Origin of the sequence: Winogradskyella sp. SM1960, assembly GCF_020179375.1 — a bacterium.
Lineage (GTDB): Bacteria > Bacteroidota > Bacteroidia > Flavobacteriales > Flavobacteriaceae > Winogradskyella > Winogradskyella marina.
The window spans coordinates 245,480-260,601 of sequence record NZ_JAICBG010000002.1 but is presented as its reverse complement, the minus strand read 5'-3'; the positions used below and the strand labels follow the sequence as shown (position 1 = coordinate 260,601).

The following is a 15,122-nucleotide window of genomic DNA, read 5'->3' as shown; positions in this document are numbered from 1 at the left end:
AGTTAATCATTATAAAACCCAACAAATTTTGCCTGCTGTTGCTTCAGTGTAAAATGTTGCTTAACACGTGCTTTAGCCCGTTCTGAAAATTGATTTTTAATAGTTGCATCTAAAGTTATAACGGTCTCTAAGGTCTTCGCCAATCGTTTGGGTTGTCGTTTTGGCACTACCCAACCGGTTTCACCATGTACAATATTTTCAGGCAAACCACCTCCGTCTGACACAATGCACAATTTCCCCATAGCTTGTGCCTCTAATACCGCATTACAAAAGCCTTCCGAATGGCTGTATTGAATATATAACTCTGCTTTTTCAACATGTTTAATAACAGCTTCATGAGGTTGCTTTCCTAACAAGGTAACATGCTCTTGCAATCCCAATTGATGTATCGCAAATTTTATGGCCTCTTCTTCCGGTCCTCTGCCGATAATTTGATAATGAAAATTGTTATTATATTGTTTAACGATAGCTAAAGCTTCCAAAATATCATTATATCCCTTCATCCAATGTAAACGTCCAACCGTTATAATTTTCACAGCTTTTTGACGGTTTTTATAAGTACGTTCCGTGTTTACTAATTTTACGGCAGGAGTAATAATTTGAAAAGGACTGTTTTTTGGTAAACCATAGTAGTGACCTTGTTGCAGTGTATGTTTAGAGATGGCATGAACTTTATCTACGTTTTGCCATAATCTAGCATAACAATTAGGATGTTTCATGGGATACACATCAATATCAAATCCTCTTAAACTCACAGCCATTTTAGCATGTATAGCCTTAGCCACATGTTCACTTTGCAATGCTAATGTTGCAAAACCAAAGTGTAGCCAATCAGCATCTGACTTTAAAACCTTTGCATTGATATAAACATATTTAAGAACCTGCTTAAGTTCTCTGCCAGCGTCTCGCTCTAATTTCATGTAACGTGTAACCCTTTTTAAATAAGGCAGTAATCCCAAAACTACTCCTAATGTCGCAAAAAAATGACGAAAAGGATTGGTAAACACTTTAGGCATTGGAAAAACGGCACAGTCCGTAAACTCAGCATCACCTCTATAAACAAACAGACTCACCCGATAACCTGCCTCCTGCAAGCCTTTTATTTTAGATCTAAAAAAAGTCTCAGAATAGCCTGGTGGTTGCGATAATATGAGGGCTATATGTTTACTCATTAAGGCTCACGTGTATAAGAATCAACTACAGGGTATAAAGTTGACCTAAACTTCATTAAAATTTCATTTATATCTGTCATTTTATCTGCATCTAATATTGGTTTTTGTACTACTGTGCCGTCTAACAACTGACTTCTTGGGTGCATTTTAGACGATGGTTTTGTATACCGTGTTCTAATATCCGATAACGGTTCTAAATCATAGCGTTCACACAAACCATAAAATAGATTAATATTTTTAAGTAACTGCTCATGTCGCACAACTTCAAATTGATTTTTAGGTTGCTGCAGTACTTCTAATGGAAGTACATTTTCTATACACCAGCGTAAAGTTAAGCGTTGCGTAACATTCAATGTATTAAAATTACTAATATCAAAATCGAAGGTATCTTGTATTAGGCTTACTAATTTTGGCTGATTAGCAAAACATGTTAAATCAATAAGCCAAGGAAAACTAACACGTAACTGACTATTTATCACTTCATAAGGATTTCGAATTATATGCATGGTTGGTATATTAAAAGTATTATTAACATAAGTTGCTAATAAATTCCCTCTCACCATTTTTATAACATACTTTTTGGGAAGAAATGGCCACAAATGCTGTTTATTTTTACGATTAGAAATCTGAGCAATCCAATCACAATCCACGCGATTACTAAATACAGCTTTTAAATAAGTCCTTTGATGCTTAGTATTATCAACTGGGGTTAGCCACTGATCACAAAGTAAATGACCTTTTGGTGTTCTAAATTCGTGTTCAGGTTCAAACAACATTCTGTAACGGCTTTGTAAGGCTATTATTTCACTTAACCAACTGGTACCACTACGTGCAGACCCAACTACTAATACATGTTTATTAAACCCTTTAAAACCAAAATACATTTAACCTTGTATTAAATATTATTATATAATTTAACATAACTATTGACCTCCTGTTCTATTGAAAACCTATTTTTCACTAGATCTAAACCCTCTTTACAAAGTGATTGATATAAATCTTGGTCTTGGATTAAATTCAAAATTTTATTCTCAAAATCAGCACTGTCGTCAATCGAAAACAAACAATCCTTGGTCATATCCTGCAACATAAACTTTGCACCTCCACCAGAATCTGAACTTAATACCGGTAATCCACAAGCCATGGCTTCTAACAAACAAACAGGAAATCCTTCCTCTAATGACGACAATACTAAAACATCTTGAGTTCTAAACATCTCTGGCAATTGACTTTGAGTTATAAAACCACGAAAATGTACTCTGTGTTTTAAATTATTAACTTCAATAAATGATTCTAAGGTACTCTTATAGTTTAAATCAGGCTTACCAAACAAATTTAAATGAATGTTCTCAGGAAAATTCAACATGGCTTTTAACACAAACAACTGATTTTTGTTACTATTGATATTGCCAACATAACACATATTAAATGCTGAATGGGGTGATTTTTCCAATGGAAAAAACTTTAATAAATCTACTCCGTGCGGAATGAGTCCTATTTTATTTGCAAATATTTGGTTTGAAAAAAAACGAGTTTTCATTTCTGGTTGATCATACACAATAAAATGCGACAATATACTTTTTAATTGCCAAGGTCTAGACCAAGAATTGTTTTTCTTTGTATATAAATACTTTACCCCTGCTAATCTACAAGCCAAGGGCTCTAAATAATTCGATTTATAATCCCATGAGTGTACCAAGTCTATATTATTTGTTTTAAGCACCTTTATATACTGCTTTAAGTAAGGTATTTTAGAAACCTGAAAAGGCTTAGGTAATTGCACCAAATTATTTTCTAGAATTACTTTTTTTGCATAATCCCAATGATTTTCAACACCTATTTTAATATCAAAATCATTTTTATGTAATCTCGTTATTAAAGCCAATAAAACATACTGACTTCCTGCATTCTTAAAGTTAGGAATGGTAAATAATATACGGATTGGTCTATGCATTAGTGCTCTTTTTAAATTCGGCGAGTACCAACAACATATTCACTTGGTGTGCATGATAATTAGCTATTTTAGAATCCAAACCACTTAAAGCACCTTTTATAGTGACTTCTGGTATAAAATCTATAAAATTCTGAGCTGTTAAACTTTTATCTAACTGTTTTTGATTAGCCTCTCCTAGAAATTGCAATTCCCAATTACGTTGCACATACTTTTTACCTGAAAGTTCTTGAAACACCCGTTCTATTTTATTCGTAATGCGATAAGGTAAATTATAAGGCATCCTATTATTAGGAAACGTATAGAGATTAAATGGTCGTTGTTCCTGCCATGTAAGCTCTGCTAATTTTGGAGCGCGTTCTTTTATATACCCAATTTGCAGTTGTCGCTTGGCTAAATAGTCTTCAGGAACGGTACAAATAAACTCGCACATCCGCTGATCATAATACGGTAAGGTTATAGGGTGTTTACTGGCAAACACGGCTAAATTTACAGACGTCCATCGTGGTGCCCAATACAAACTTTTAAAAGCACGAATGCGTGCATTAGCACTGTTAGGAATGTCTATAGCAGATAGCAAAGCGGAAATGCGATCGTTAAAATAAGAATCAAAATCTCCGTCTAAGTTCCAATGGGTCCAAAGCTGCGTTGCTAAATCTGCTCCTCCAGTTTTAATCAGTTTTTTTTGAAGCACCGTCACCTGATCTTCTAATGGTAAATCATCGCTAACTCCCATATCATCGAACAACACATCTCCCCAATGACCTAGTGAAAAGACCTCTCCCATAGTTTCAAATTCGTCAACAATAGCCATTTGACGTGGTGCCGTAAAATCAGATTCACAGCGATTCAATGTTGCTAAATTATCTAGCACATCCCATAAATACCCTTTAGGAATCGTATAAGCCGTAAAATCGAAATCACAAACTTCAGCAATGGCCTCTGCGATTTTAGTTTCTTTATAGCCTCCCTGGAAATCATAACTGTAGCTATTTACTGACGCTTTTAAATGTTGTAGTGCCACGGCTTGTGTTCTACTGTCTAGGCCTCCAGACAAGGGTAAAATCACCTTTTTACCTGCCGTTTGCTCATCCATAATGGATTCGAACAGTACAGTAAATTCTTCTAAAGTAGTATTAAAATCGCGTGTGTTATCCGGAGTATAATGCCACTTAAACCAAGGTGTACTTTCTATAAGATAGCCATCTTCTGAAATGATATGCTTGCATCCTGGTTGTAATACCACTTCGTCTTTCCAGTAGGTATCTGTATCTAAGAAAAAACCAATCGCAGCAAACACACAAATCGCCTCTAAATGCAATTCATGAGGAGCTTCTACCTTAGCATAAGTGGGTGTAATAGGGATAACAGATGTGGTGATTGTTTTCATAGTGTAATAGCACGACGAATATAATAATTTCAAAGGAGGGTGGATTTAATTTCACTAAAAAAATAAAAGTCGCAAGTGTTTTCTAATTTCTAGCCTAAAATTCCAAATAAACCTTAGATTTCAATAAATCCTATATTTCAGGCTCTTCCCTTGGTATAAGGGAAGGTGGATTTGTTTTCACTTAAAGAAAACAAAGACGGAAGGGTTTTCTTCCAACTTCCAACTTCCAACTCCGAGCTTCAAACATCACCAAGCTCCTTCCTTTTTTTCAAAGGAAGGTGGATTTGATTTCACCTAAAGAAATCAAAGACGGAAGGTTCTTTTTCCAACTCCGAGCTTCCAACTTCCTACTTCGAGCTTCAAGCTTCCCGCTCCTCACTAACCTCCTTATACAAATCCACAAATTGCGCAATGCTATCATCGGCATTAAACGCACCTTTCACAAACTCATGAGCCCGTTTCGTAAGCGCATGCAATTCAGGTTCTGAAGTTGCACTCAAAGCTATTACAGCATCAGCCATCGCTTCAGCATCTCTAACAGGCACCAACCAGCCGGTCTCATTAGGAATCACCACTTCTGCCATACCTCCACAATTTGTGGACACCACAGGCAACCCAATAGCCATAGCCTCCAAAACCACATTAGCAATACCTTCTTCTACACTTGGTAGCAGCATCGCATGAAATTGTTGTAAAAATGGAATTAATTCCATTTGAGGCATAGCTCCAACTAAAGTAACATCATTAACCAAATTAAGCTGATGACATTGAAATAATAAGGCTTCAGTGAACTCATCAGCCCCTACAATAGTATATTGAATATGATAACCTTTACCTTTTAAAATAGCAATCGTTTCTAAGGCAGATTCATAATTTTTCTTCCAATGAAAACGCCCGACAGAAATCAAGCGTATAGTATTATCTTGTACTGTTTCACAAGCCTTATAATGATTAAAAAAGAAAGTAGGAATTGGAGAATGAATGGTATGGATGTTAGAGGCTTTAGCTCCATACAGCATGGCCTCTTTTCCTATAGCCTTAGAAACCGCATGAAAGGCTTTAATTTTTGGGAATTCTTGCTTATAAAGTGCCGCAATTCCTAAATCTATAATAGGTGTATAATTAATATGAGCACCACGTAAACTCAGCACTATTGGAATCTTAAACTCATCTTGTAAAATCATATAAAACTCCACATCCTTAGCCCATTGAATATGGAATATATCCGGTTTACACAACACTATAGGTAATAGTTTTGTAAACCAAATCCAACGATTATAAACCGATTTAAATTGAGAAATATGACGGTATAATTTTATTGCATCTTTCGGTGATTTGATTAGCAATTTTAGCAACCTATAATTACTGACAATGGCATTTTTTAAATGCGATTTCGGAGTGTCATACACCTTTACGTGCTTAGATGAATACGCAACAGACTTTTTTTGCACACCAAACAATAACACATTATGGCTCGCAGAAACACCAGATATTAAGTGCTCAATAAAAGTGGTACTCGGTATGCTTCCAGAAAAAACAGCTATTTTTAAACGTTTAGGCATAATCTAATAGATTCCCGTATAAATTAGACTTACAAAGGTAAGTTATAAATGTAAGCTCATAAATAAAAGCGAAGTCAATCGTTAGTTCGTCACTTATTTATATCGGAAGATGGATTTAATTTCAAGTTCGAGTCAGTTTCAAGTTCGAGTTCGAGTTGAATTTCTACTTCCTAATCCCTAATACCTAGTCCCAATGACCCCCTATACATCAAGCTCTTCCCTTAGAATAAAGGAAGGTGGATTTGTTTTCCCAAAAAGAAAACAAAGACGGAAGGGTTTTTCTTCAATTTCAACTTCCTACTTCCTACTTCCTACTTCCTACTTCCTACTTCATGCTTCATGCTTCATGCTTCATGCTTCCCGCTTCCAACTTCAAGCCTCCAACCTCAAACTTCAAGCTTCCCACTCCGTGCTTCCAACTTCATGCTTCCCACCACCTCATCATAAAGCCGCAGCATCTTCGCAACACTATGTTTTTCATGATAACTAGCACTCACCAAATCATAAGCCTGTTGTATGATCTTGCGCTTAAACTCTTCCTCTAAGTCCATACAGTCTTTCACAGCATCAGCAATCGCCTTAGGATCTCTAACAGGCACCAACCATCCTGTTTTTTCGGGAATTACAACTTCTGCCATGCCTCCACAATTTGTAGAAATCACAGGGACTCCAATAGCCATAGCTTCCAACACCACATTCGCAATACCTTCGCTTAAACTTGGCAACAATAAAGCATCATAAGTTTGCAAGTGTTCAAATAACTCGCTTTGAGTCAAACTGGGTTTAAAGGTGATATGATCTTGTAAACCTAACTGACTAACTTGAAATAAAAGAGCTTCTGGAATTTTCCCTGCCGCAATTATGCTATAATGAATAGCAATACCCGACTGAATAAGCTGATGTACCGCTTGTATGCCATATCGATAGCCTTTTACCCAATGGTGACGTCCTACAGACACCAACTGAAATGCTTGTGTTTCCCGTTTTTCAAAAGGTTTATAGTAGGAAAACGCAGCCGCTGGAATTGTCGTAGGAATTACTTGAACACGCTCTGGAAAGACATTAAAATTTGTAGCTTGATGACCTAAATGCTCAGATATAGCATGTATAGCATCGACTTTTGGTAAACAGCGTTGGTACCGCTTTAATACTTCTGATTCAATATAGGGTAAAATAGCAGCTTGAGAGCCTAACAGACTCACTACAATATGACAAGGATAAGCCGATTTTAAAAATAGCCAACGATCTATACGGCTCGTCCACTGTAAATGAAATATATCTGGCGCATATAATAATACAGGTACAAAGCGTGAAAACCGAAGCCATTTAGTATAATTTGTAGAATACGTTTTTGCTTCTTTTAGAGCTAATGCTAAGCGTTTAGGATACTTAACACCTAATTTTATGGCTCTCCAAAGGGTCAATGGTACGTTTTTGTATAGCGATGTTGGCGTATCAATAATTTTAATACGCTTAGAAGGATAACTGGTATTCTTTTTAACCGTACCAAAGAGTAACACCTCATGCTCTTTAGCCACCCCAGCGATTAAAGTTTCTATGAACGTCGTGTTCGGGATTACTCCAGTGTAAATGGCTATTTTAAGTGGTGGTTTCAAAAAATATGTTAATTTTTATTAATCGAATTTAGGCTATGAAACACATCTCGAACACTAGTAATCTCTTGCAATAATTTAGGCTTATGCTGAAAAACCAATCCCCACCTATTCTTCAATAAACGTTTAACGTCTGCTGGCGAAAATAAAATATAGTTCTTATAATAGTCCTCTAACGCCTTAGTGCTAATACCTGGTTGATTAACAATATCTCGTAGTAGTAATTTTAAAGCATCCACTGAATTACCTGACAAGTAAGTGTTCGCACGATTTTTAAAATTCTTAAATTTTTTTATAAAATCATTAGCATCATAGGCGTGGTAATGTAATAAAGCCATGCAACTTATGCTATTAAGAGACACTCCGCTAATTGTTTTATAACGATGCACATTTTTAGGAATAATATCATTTGAAACACGTAATGCTGATTTACCTAGATGTTGCCCATACCAATAACTAAATGAATGATTCTTATTTGTAAAAGGATTAAGAATGTTCTTTTGCTCTGCTATAAACCTATTCTTAAAAGAAGAGGTGGTTTTAAATAGGGTTTCTTCCTTAAACACATTATTATACTGTAATTTTCGTTGTAATACTTCATAAACCTTAAAGTTAACGGCATTAACCTCTTTAGGAACGGTAGCAAAAAAATCAGGAAAAGATAGCTGCTGTTTAAAGTCTAAACAAACCAACTCATCGGCATCTAATGAAATTAACCAGTCTATATTGTCTTGCTTACAATGTTGTATAGCATCATATGTATTTAAACACTGTCTGGCTGTATGATGCTCAACTGCATTTTTTGTAAATTTTTCTAAATAAGGTAAATGAGCATACAAATCACCCGATACCGAATCTTGAATGGTAACAAAATCTAGGTCTGCAATACTAGCTTTACCACCATCTGTTGTACCATCAAAATAAACATATATACGATGCGCACCTATAGCGTGGTGATATAACATATTATCACGCAATAATCGCTTTTCATTTTTAACAGTGAGAACCAAAGCTGTTTTCATGGCTATAAAAATAGTATTAAATTATGAATACGGGCTTTTTATACTTTGCATAAATTTAAATGATAACCACTCATACAGAATTTAAAATAAACGAATATCCTTATACAGTTATAAAATAAATTGGTTCTTTTTTAAATGTCTTCTGCTCAAAAATTTAGTAAAATCCTCTTGTTCTTTTACCACACCTACGATTGAGGTCAAACTAGAAATAGGAATGGTGTATTTCGTTATTTTATGTGGTAGATACAAAAAGAGTTATCTCATCAAATTACTAGACAATATAATTCATAACCCATTAATCAAATTAAAATACTAACTACCATATCAACTTAAATACAATCTTTCATACTCCTTAATCTCATTATTTTCTTCCTGCAAAACAGTTAATCGAGCTTGTTTTTGGATTGACACTCTACTTTCTGAATTATTTACTAAATAAATTGTTTTGTTTGCTAAATCTAAAAAATCATATGGCTTAAATAAAAGACCATTTACCTCGTTCTTAATCACTTCAGGAATTCCATCTGTATCTGAAGCAATTATAGGAAAGCCACTTTTTAAGAAAAAATATAATGTATTAGGTATTCCTTCATTAATAGTTGGTATCCAACAAATATGCATTCTTTTTAGAATAGATTTATAATCATGTTCGTTAACGAACCCATGTAAGGTAATTTTATCCTCTAATTTTAATTTTTTTCTTAAATAAATTATTTTTTCTTTTTCTGTTCCACCTAAATCTCCTAATACGTGGTAATGCACATCAAAACCCCTATCTACCAAATCCTTAATCGCTATAAACGATTCTGACACACATTTCTTCCAATGTATTCTAGATACAGTGAAAATATTAATAGGCTTTAAAATATTATTTAAATCCTTAACAGGGTATACATCTTTTAAATTTGGAGTTCTATAAATAACGTTAATTTTATTAGACTCTACACCCGATAATGCAATCGCATCATCTTTAAGGCTTTCACAAACTGAATGTATTTTCCATGCATGTCTTAACACTTTAATCGTATAAATCTTTGCTTCTAGATCAATTAACGGAAGAATAGTAACATCATTCCCTCTTATAGAAACAATAAATTTATAATTTCTTTCAATTAATAATTCCAATAAACTCTTATTTATAGAATGAATATTATGGAAGTGAAAAAGAGAATTAGGGTTATTTAAAACAACCCGATAAGTACCATATAGATGAATTTTTTTTCTAGCCTCCTTTTTTAGAAAAGCTTTTATATCTGTTTTAATAAGAAAAAGCACACCCCATAAAAAAATAACTAATTTATTTAAAAAACCTTTTTTATGAACATATGTTATATTTTTAATATCTTTCCTATAGCCACGTAACGAAACTATTTCAACCTCAATTTTTGATGAAGTCTTTAAACTTGAAATTAATCTCTTATTATAAGGCTGATATTTGTTCGAATATTTTGGAAAAACATGAAATATCTTCATTTTTATGAGCTTATTTTTTTTATTTTTCTTTTATATAAAACCAAACCTTTATTTGTTATAAAGTAATAGATATATATCAATATTAAGAAACAGGAATCTATTAATCTTAAATATCTAAATTTAAATAAATACATAAAATAAATAGAGGTGTTTTTGGCTTTAAAAGCATGTCTTAAACTATTTAAATAATTATGTATGAGTTGACTTAAAACTTCATTATTTCCGTTTTTAGGAAATTCTTCTATTAAAATAAATTTAACCTCAAGTATAGAGGCTATATTATCCGAATTATAATTCGCTGTTATAGAGTTTGTATGCCGCCTAAGATCAACTAAAATAGTATTGGACAAATAAATAAATGCTTCATTCTCTCTAAAAACACGCTGTAAAAACTCAACTTCTTGGCTTTTTTTTAATCTTTCATTAAAATGAAAATTTTCTATTTTTGATTTCTTAAAAAAGGTCGTTTGTAAATTTGCTTTAAAAATTCTCAAAATAAAATCATCATAGATTGAATATTTAATCTCATGTTTTTTAGCAGGCCTTAATAATTTTGAAAAATCTTCATTGTAACGGTCTAACAAGCATATAGAGATACACTTATGACTATCCTCTATATTTTGAAGCTGTTGTTCTATTAATGTATTTTTCATCAAATCATCACTATCAAACCACTGCACATACTCACCTCTACTCACTTCAAACCCATAATTACGAGCCGCATTACCACCTGGTAAACGATCTACTGGTCTATGATGATACTGAAACCGCGCATCTCTTTTACAGTAGCTCTCCATTAGTTCGACCGTGCCATCCGTACTCCCATCATCTACCACTATACATTCCCAATTAGTATAAGTTTGCGCCATCACGGAATCTAAAGTCTCACCGAGTAAATGTGCACGATTAAATGTGGGAATTATAATAGATACCAAAGGTTGTTTGGTCATGAAAACAAAGGGTTTATTAGCTGTGGGCTAAGATAGTAATTTTGTTGGTGGTTGGAAGTTGATAATAGTTGGTTTTTAGAAAATTGTCCGGCCTTATGACTTTGCGCAGTTAAACAAGCGATATTACTAAAGATTGGACATCCTAGTTTAAAAAAAAAGAGTGAAACTACGTTTTAAAGTACGACTGTCATTCCGACAGAATAAAGCGACGAGGAACCTCTTAATTCTATATTTCCAATGAGATTTCTCACGGTGTTCGAAATGACAAAAACGCGCATATATACTTAGTAAAACTAAAGGAACTGTTATAAAAACAAAGGGCATCAAACCTTTACCTAAAAATAATACTGTATCAAGAAGCACGTCACTTCGAGTGATTTATCGTTGAGCAACGATGATAAATTGTATCGAGAAGACATAAACAACCAAATACAAACCTATTACCCCAAACCTAGAACTCAAAACAAAAACCTATATTCTACCCTTCATTCTAGCAAAGGTGGTTATGATTTTCTCAATAGAAATCAAAGACAAAAGAGGCTTCTTCAAACACCCATCTTCTCACTTTTTACTTTACACTTATTACCTCTTAATACAATCATCTAAAAAACCAATACCCTTTACCCAACCATTTATAAGACCAAACACCTAAATAGGTTTTAATAAGCCCCAAATAATCCTGATGTGTTTTCTGATACTGCATTAATCTTTTGACTAAATGAAACTTAGATTCATCATTTCTAGTAAATGCTAACTTCACAAAATGTTTGCTCCGATTTAAAATAAGTTGCTTTAAAATAGGAACACCTTTTGGATAATATATGGCTAACAGCTCTAAATGTTGATGTCGTGTTTTAAAATCCGCTGCAATCATATCTAGATTTAACCTAGCCAACTCTTTTTGTAAAGACTGATTATGAACCCGATATTCTATTTGAGCTTCTTTTAGAAACACTACGTTTGGGTTCTGATATAACATACGCAAATTAAAATCCCAATCTTGAATAATTGGTAAGCCATCATCAAACAGTACGTCTTGCTGCTCTAAAAAACTACGTTTCCATGTTGGACCATCAGTATAAAAAGCAACCTCTCCTATTAAATAGGCTGGGATTAGAGGAGTTGTATCAATTGTATTTTGCCCTAAATATTGCTTTGTTATTCCATCGAATCGTGCCATCGGACTTACAACAACATCAGTATCAGTTTCAAATGCAGCACTAATAATTTGAAGCGCTTCTGGTAGATACAGATCATCACTGTCAAACCAATTAATATATGTGCCTTTACTTAATTCAAATCCATAATTCCGACAGGTATTCCCTCCTTTTGGTCGCTCATTAGGTCTATGGTGGTATTGAATTCTTGAATCTTGCTTACAATAATTAGTCAATAACGCATCGGTAGTGTCCGTACTCCCATCATCTACAACGATGCATTCCCAGTTTTGGTAGCTTTGTGCCATTATGGAGTCTAAAGTATCTCCAATTAAATGGGCACGGTTAAAAGTGGGAATTATAATAGAAAATAGTGGCTGTTTTGGCATAAGTACATATAACACAACTAAGATACAAAGTCAGACGAAAATCAATCATAAAAAAACAACAAAAGAAATAAACACTTCTCAAGAAATCAATAATGTAATATAGCCGATTAAAAACGAAACGTTTTATACATTTCAAATCTTAGAAATCCTATAAGAGTAAAACACTGTATTTGTAAAACGGACGCTTTTGGCGTCCGTTTGTTTATAAGACATACTAAATACATGCTTAATCGTATAATTTAAAAAACAATTCAGATAAAGTTTCTCTACAAAAATTTTCACTTACAAACTCCTTAGCATTTTTACTCATATTAACATATAAGTCTGGACTTTCTATCAACTTGATAATGCCTTCGGCATACGCTTCCACATCTTTTTCTTTTACTAAAACCCCAGTTTTGCCCTCATCTATAGTGTACGGAACACCTCCGTTCCTAAATGCAACTATAGGCAAACCCATAGCCTGAGCTTCTGCTGTAACAACGCCTTGTGCCTCAGACCTATTTGTTTCATCTGTTATAGAACTCATTAAAAATATGTGATTAGCTTCTAACAAATCTTTTATTTCTTGCTGATTTTTTGCACCAACTAAAAACACTTTATTTGATAATTCTAAATCATAAATTAATTGCTGTAATCTATCTTTTTCCTCACCATCACCAACAATAGTATAAAGTACATCATAACCTTTATCAACAATTACTTTAACACTATTAATGGCATATTCAAAACCCTTCAATGAAACTAATCGTCCTATAGAAACTAAATTTACTACCGAATTATCAGAGAAGAATTTTTCCTTTTGAGCTTCAAAAAAATGCAAATCAATCCCCATAGGAATAACCTTTATTCCATTAGGGTTTCCTCCAAGCGCTATTACTTTATCTCTAAGATAAATCGTATTAACAGTTAAAGATTCTGACATTTTAAACAATAAATCATAACGCTGCTTTAATTGAGACAACCCTTTATCGTCTTTAAAATGGGCATCATACCCATGAAAAGTCGTAATTATTTTTCCCTTAAGTAAACCTACAGACTTCATCTTAGCTAATTCTAATCCAGACTTAGCAAACTGAACGTGAAAAACAGAAATAGATTTAAACTGATGATAAAAACCTAATTTAAAAGGTATTGTAGAAAAGAGTTTGCGGGTATTACCACCCTTAAAACGTACCCAAAATTTAAAAAACTTAATAATTAAAAAAAAAGCTTTAATTCTCCTTTTTATTTTAGACTTAGGTATCTTATAATCAACCTCATAAGTCTTTTCCAAAATACTATGTTGGGATAATAAAGATTTTTGAGATGAATTATTTAAACCTAACTTTATGTTTGTCATCACAATGACCTTATAACCATGTAATTTAGCTTGTAAAATATGATTTGTCACAAATGTCTCCGAAATAGAAGGAAATTTATTTATCATAAAACAAATTGTTTTCATATCTTCTTTCCTTTTAGCCAACGAGTAATAAATTTTACATTAGACAAATGCTGTTTTTTATAAAAAGTTAAATAATATAAATGTCTAAAATAGGTTTTTGCCCCTTCTTTTTCTTCATAATTACTACTAAATAGAGATAATAAATTATTGTACAATTTCAATAAAAATGCTTTCCTCCCTTTATTTAAGACCTTAGCCCAACTTTGTTTATTACCTGTTAAAAGTTCCTTATAACTCAACACCATAAAATTAGAATATGCCATAGCTTTGCGTAATCGACTTAAATACTCTAAATGCATACGGCCCTCTGTCATATAGTGTTTAAAATATAAACGCTCGTCATACCATATTTTATACCCTAATAAACGTAAAGCATAACTGTATTCTGTATCACCACCCGAGCTTAAGTTATTTCCTTTTCTACACGATAACAAATGTTCAAACCCTAATCTTTTTAATTCTAACCAGTGATATTTATTCAGAACCATACCTGCACCATATAAACACCCTTTTTTAAGCGTAATATCTCCACTAGAAGTTCCTTGCTTAGACACCGCAAAATACTTTGCTTGTTGATCGAACCAAGCCGGCTTATTACCTTCAAATTCAGCATCACACCAACCGCCTAAAGCTCCAATGTTAGGATTAGCTTCCATCACTTCAAAAGCCGTTTGTATATAAGTGTCACATAACCAATTGTCGTCGTCGCAAACTAACAGGTATTTATAATTTGCTTTTTCATAGCCTAAATCTTGTGCATAGGATTTTCCCGGAATAGGTTGTTCATACGACAAATAAGAGATAGCCGCATTACCATGGGTTTCCCACCAAGCATCAGCAAACTCCTTTGTACCATCTGTTGAAGCATTATCTACAAAAATGAGTTCACAAGCCACGTTCAGTTTTTGGGATGTTAGGTGGTTTAAAGTAGCTTCTAACCTTTGCTTTCCGTTATAGGTACATAATACTATAGATACTCCTTTTGTAAGCATAAAA

12 protein-coding genes are annotated in these 15,122 nt (G+C 33.5%); all 12 read right to left on the bottom strand.

Translation table 11 applies throughout. The features are described 5' to 3' along the window. Positions 1-2: 2 nt before the first annotated feature. The 12 genes from K1X16_RS07070 to K1X16_RS07015 all read right to left on the bottom strand — a co-directional run bounded on the left by K1X16_RS07070 (position 3) and on the right by K1X16_RS07015 (position 15,118). Positions 3-1,172, bottom strand: coding sequence for a glycosyltransferase family 4 protein (locus K1X16_RS07070; protein WP_225035567.1), 1,170 nt, complete (start codon positions 1,170-1,172; stop codon positions 3-5). Beyond that, positions 1,172-2,056, bottom strand: a complete 885-nt coding sequence (locus K1X16_RS07065) for a sulfotransferase domain-containing protein (protein WP_225035566.1) — start codon at positions 2,054-2,056, stop codon at positions 1,172-1,174. Before K1X16_RS07065 ends, K1X16_RS07070 begins: the two co-directional genes overlap by 1 nt. Before the next feature lie 11 nt (positions 2,057-2,067). Continuing rightward, positions 2,068-3,126 carry a glycosyltransferase family 4 protein gene (locus K1X16_RS07060; RefSeq protein ID WP_225035565.1) on the bottom strand — a complete coding sequence of 353 codons (1,059 nt, stop codon included), beginning with the start codon at positions 3,124-3,126 and terminating at the stop codon, positions 2,068-2,070. Continuing rightward, positions 3,119-4,513: an asparagine synthase-related protein gene (locus tag K1X16_RS07055; protein WP_225035564.1), complete on the bottom strand. Its 1,395-nt coding sequence runs from the start codon at positions 4,511-4,513 to the stop codon at positions 3,119-3,121. The genes K1X16_RS07060 and K1X16_RS07055 overlap by 8 nt, the downstream gene beginning before the upstream one ends. Positions 4,514-4,872: 359 nt before the next feature. Next, positions 4,873-6,075 (bottom strand): glycosyltransferase family 4 protein, encoded by a 1,203-nt coding sequence (locus K1X16_RS07050; protein WP_225035563.1) that lies wholly within the window; start codon positions 6,073-6,075, stop codon positions 4,873-4,875. 386 nt (positions 6,076-6,461) lie between these two features. Next, on the bottom strand, positions 6,462-7,691 hold the full coding sequence (locus K1X16_RS07045; protein WP_225035562.1) for a glycosyltransferase family 4 protein: 1,230 nt from the start codon (positions 7,689-7,691) through the stop codon (positions 6,462-6,464). Between the two features lie 8 nt (positions 7,692-7,699). Continuing rightward, positions 7,700-8,710 carry a glycosyltransferase family 2 protein gene (locus K1X16_RS07040; protein ID WP_225035561.1) on the bottom strand — a complete coding sequence of 337 codons (1,011 nt, stop codon included), beginning with the start codon at positions 8,708-8,710 and terminating at the stop codon, positions 7,700-7,702. A 324-nt stretch (positions 8,711-9,034) separates the two neighbouring features. Further along, the gene (locus K1X16_RS07035; RefSeq protein ID WP_225035560.1) at positions 9,035-10,183 is read right to left on the bottom strand and encodes a glycosyltransferase family 4 protein; all 1,149 of its coding nucleotides are present in this window, start codon (positions 10,181-10,183) and stop codon (positions 9,035-9,037) included. Positions 10,184-10,185: 2 nt separating this feature from the next. Further along, positions 10,186-11,133: a glycosyltransferase family 2 protein gene (locus K1X16_RS07030; protein WP_225035559.1), complete on the bottom strand. Its 948-nt coding sequence runs from the start codon at positions 11,131-11,133 to the stop codon at positions 10,186-10,188. A gap of 598 nt (positions 11,134-11,731) precedes the next feature. Continuing rightward, positions 11,732-12,679 carry a glycosyltransferase family 2 protein gene (locus tag K1X16_RS07025; RefSeq protein ID WP_225035558.1) on the bottom strand — a complete coding sequence of 316 codons (948 nt, stop codon included), beginning with the start codon at positions 12,677-12,679 and terminating at the stop codon, positions 11,732-11,734. Positions 12,680-12,905: 226 nt separating this feature from the next. Then, on the bottom strand, positions 12,906-14,108 hold the full coding sequence (locus tag K1X16_RS07020; RefSeq protein WP_225035557.1) for a glycosyltransferase: 1,203 nt from the start codon (positions 14,106-14,108) through the stop codon (positions 12,906-12,908). A 14-nt stretch (positions 14,109-14,122) separates the two neighbouring features. Further along, a complete protein-coding gene (locus K1X16_RS07015) occupies positions 14,123-15,118 on the bottom strand; it encodes a glycosyltransferase (RefSeq protein ID WP_225035556.1) in 996 nt (331 codons plus the stop codon). Positions 15,119-15,122 lie beyond the last annotated feature (4 nt).

Bases quoted from the DNA above. Each gene is read 5' to 3' on its own strand.
- K1X16_RS07070 (WP_225035567.1), bottom strand. From the start codon at position 1,172: ATGAGTAAACATATAGCCCTCATATTATCGCAACCACCAGGCTATTCT.
- K1X16_RS07065 (WP_225035566.1), bottom strand. From the start codon at position 2,056: ATGTATTTTGGTTTTAAAGGGTTTAATAAACATGTATTAGTAGTTGGG.
- K1X16_RS07060 (WP_225035565.1), bottom strand. From the start codon at position 3,126: ATGCATAGACCAATCCGTATATTATTTACCATTCCTAACTTTAAGAAT.
- K1X16_RS07055 (WP_225035564.1), bottom strand. From the start codon at position 4,513: ATGAAAACAATCACCACATCTGTTATCCCTATTACACCCACTTATGCT.
- K1X16_RS07050 (WP_225035563.1), bottom strand. From the start codon at position 6,075: ATGCCTAAACGTTTAAAAATAGCTGTTTTTTCTGGAAGCATACCGAGT.
- K1X16_RS07040 (WP_225035561.1), bottom strand. From the start codon at position 8,710: ATGAAAACAGCTTTGGTTCTCACTGTTAAAAATGAAAAGCGATTATTG.
- K1X16_RS07035 (WP_225035560.1), bottom strand. From the start codon at position 10,183: ATGAAGATATTTCATGTTTTTCCAAAATATTCGAACAAATATCAGCCT.
- K1X16_RS07030 (WP_225035559.1), bottom strand. From the start codon at position 11,133: ATGACCAAACAACCTTTGGTATCTATTATAATTCCCACATTTAATCGT.
- K1X16_RS07025 (WP_225035558.1), bottom strand. From the start codon at position 12,679: ATGCCAAAACAGCCACTATTTTCTATTATAATTCCCACTTTTAACCGT.
- K1X16_RS07020 (WP_225035557.1), bottom strand. From the start codon at position 14,108: ATGATAAATAAATTTCCTTCTATTTCGGAGACATTTGTGACAAATCAT.
- K1X16_RS07015 (WP_225035556.1), bottom strand. From the start codon at position 15,118: ATGCTTACAAAAGGAGTATCTATAGTATTATGTACCTATAACGGAAAG.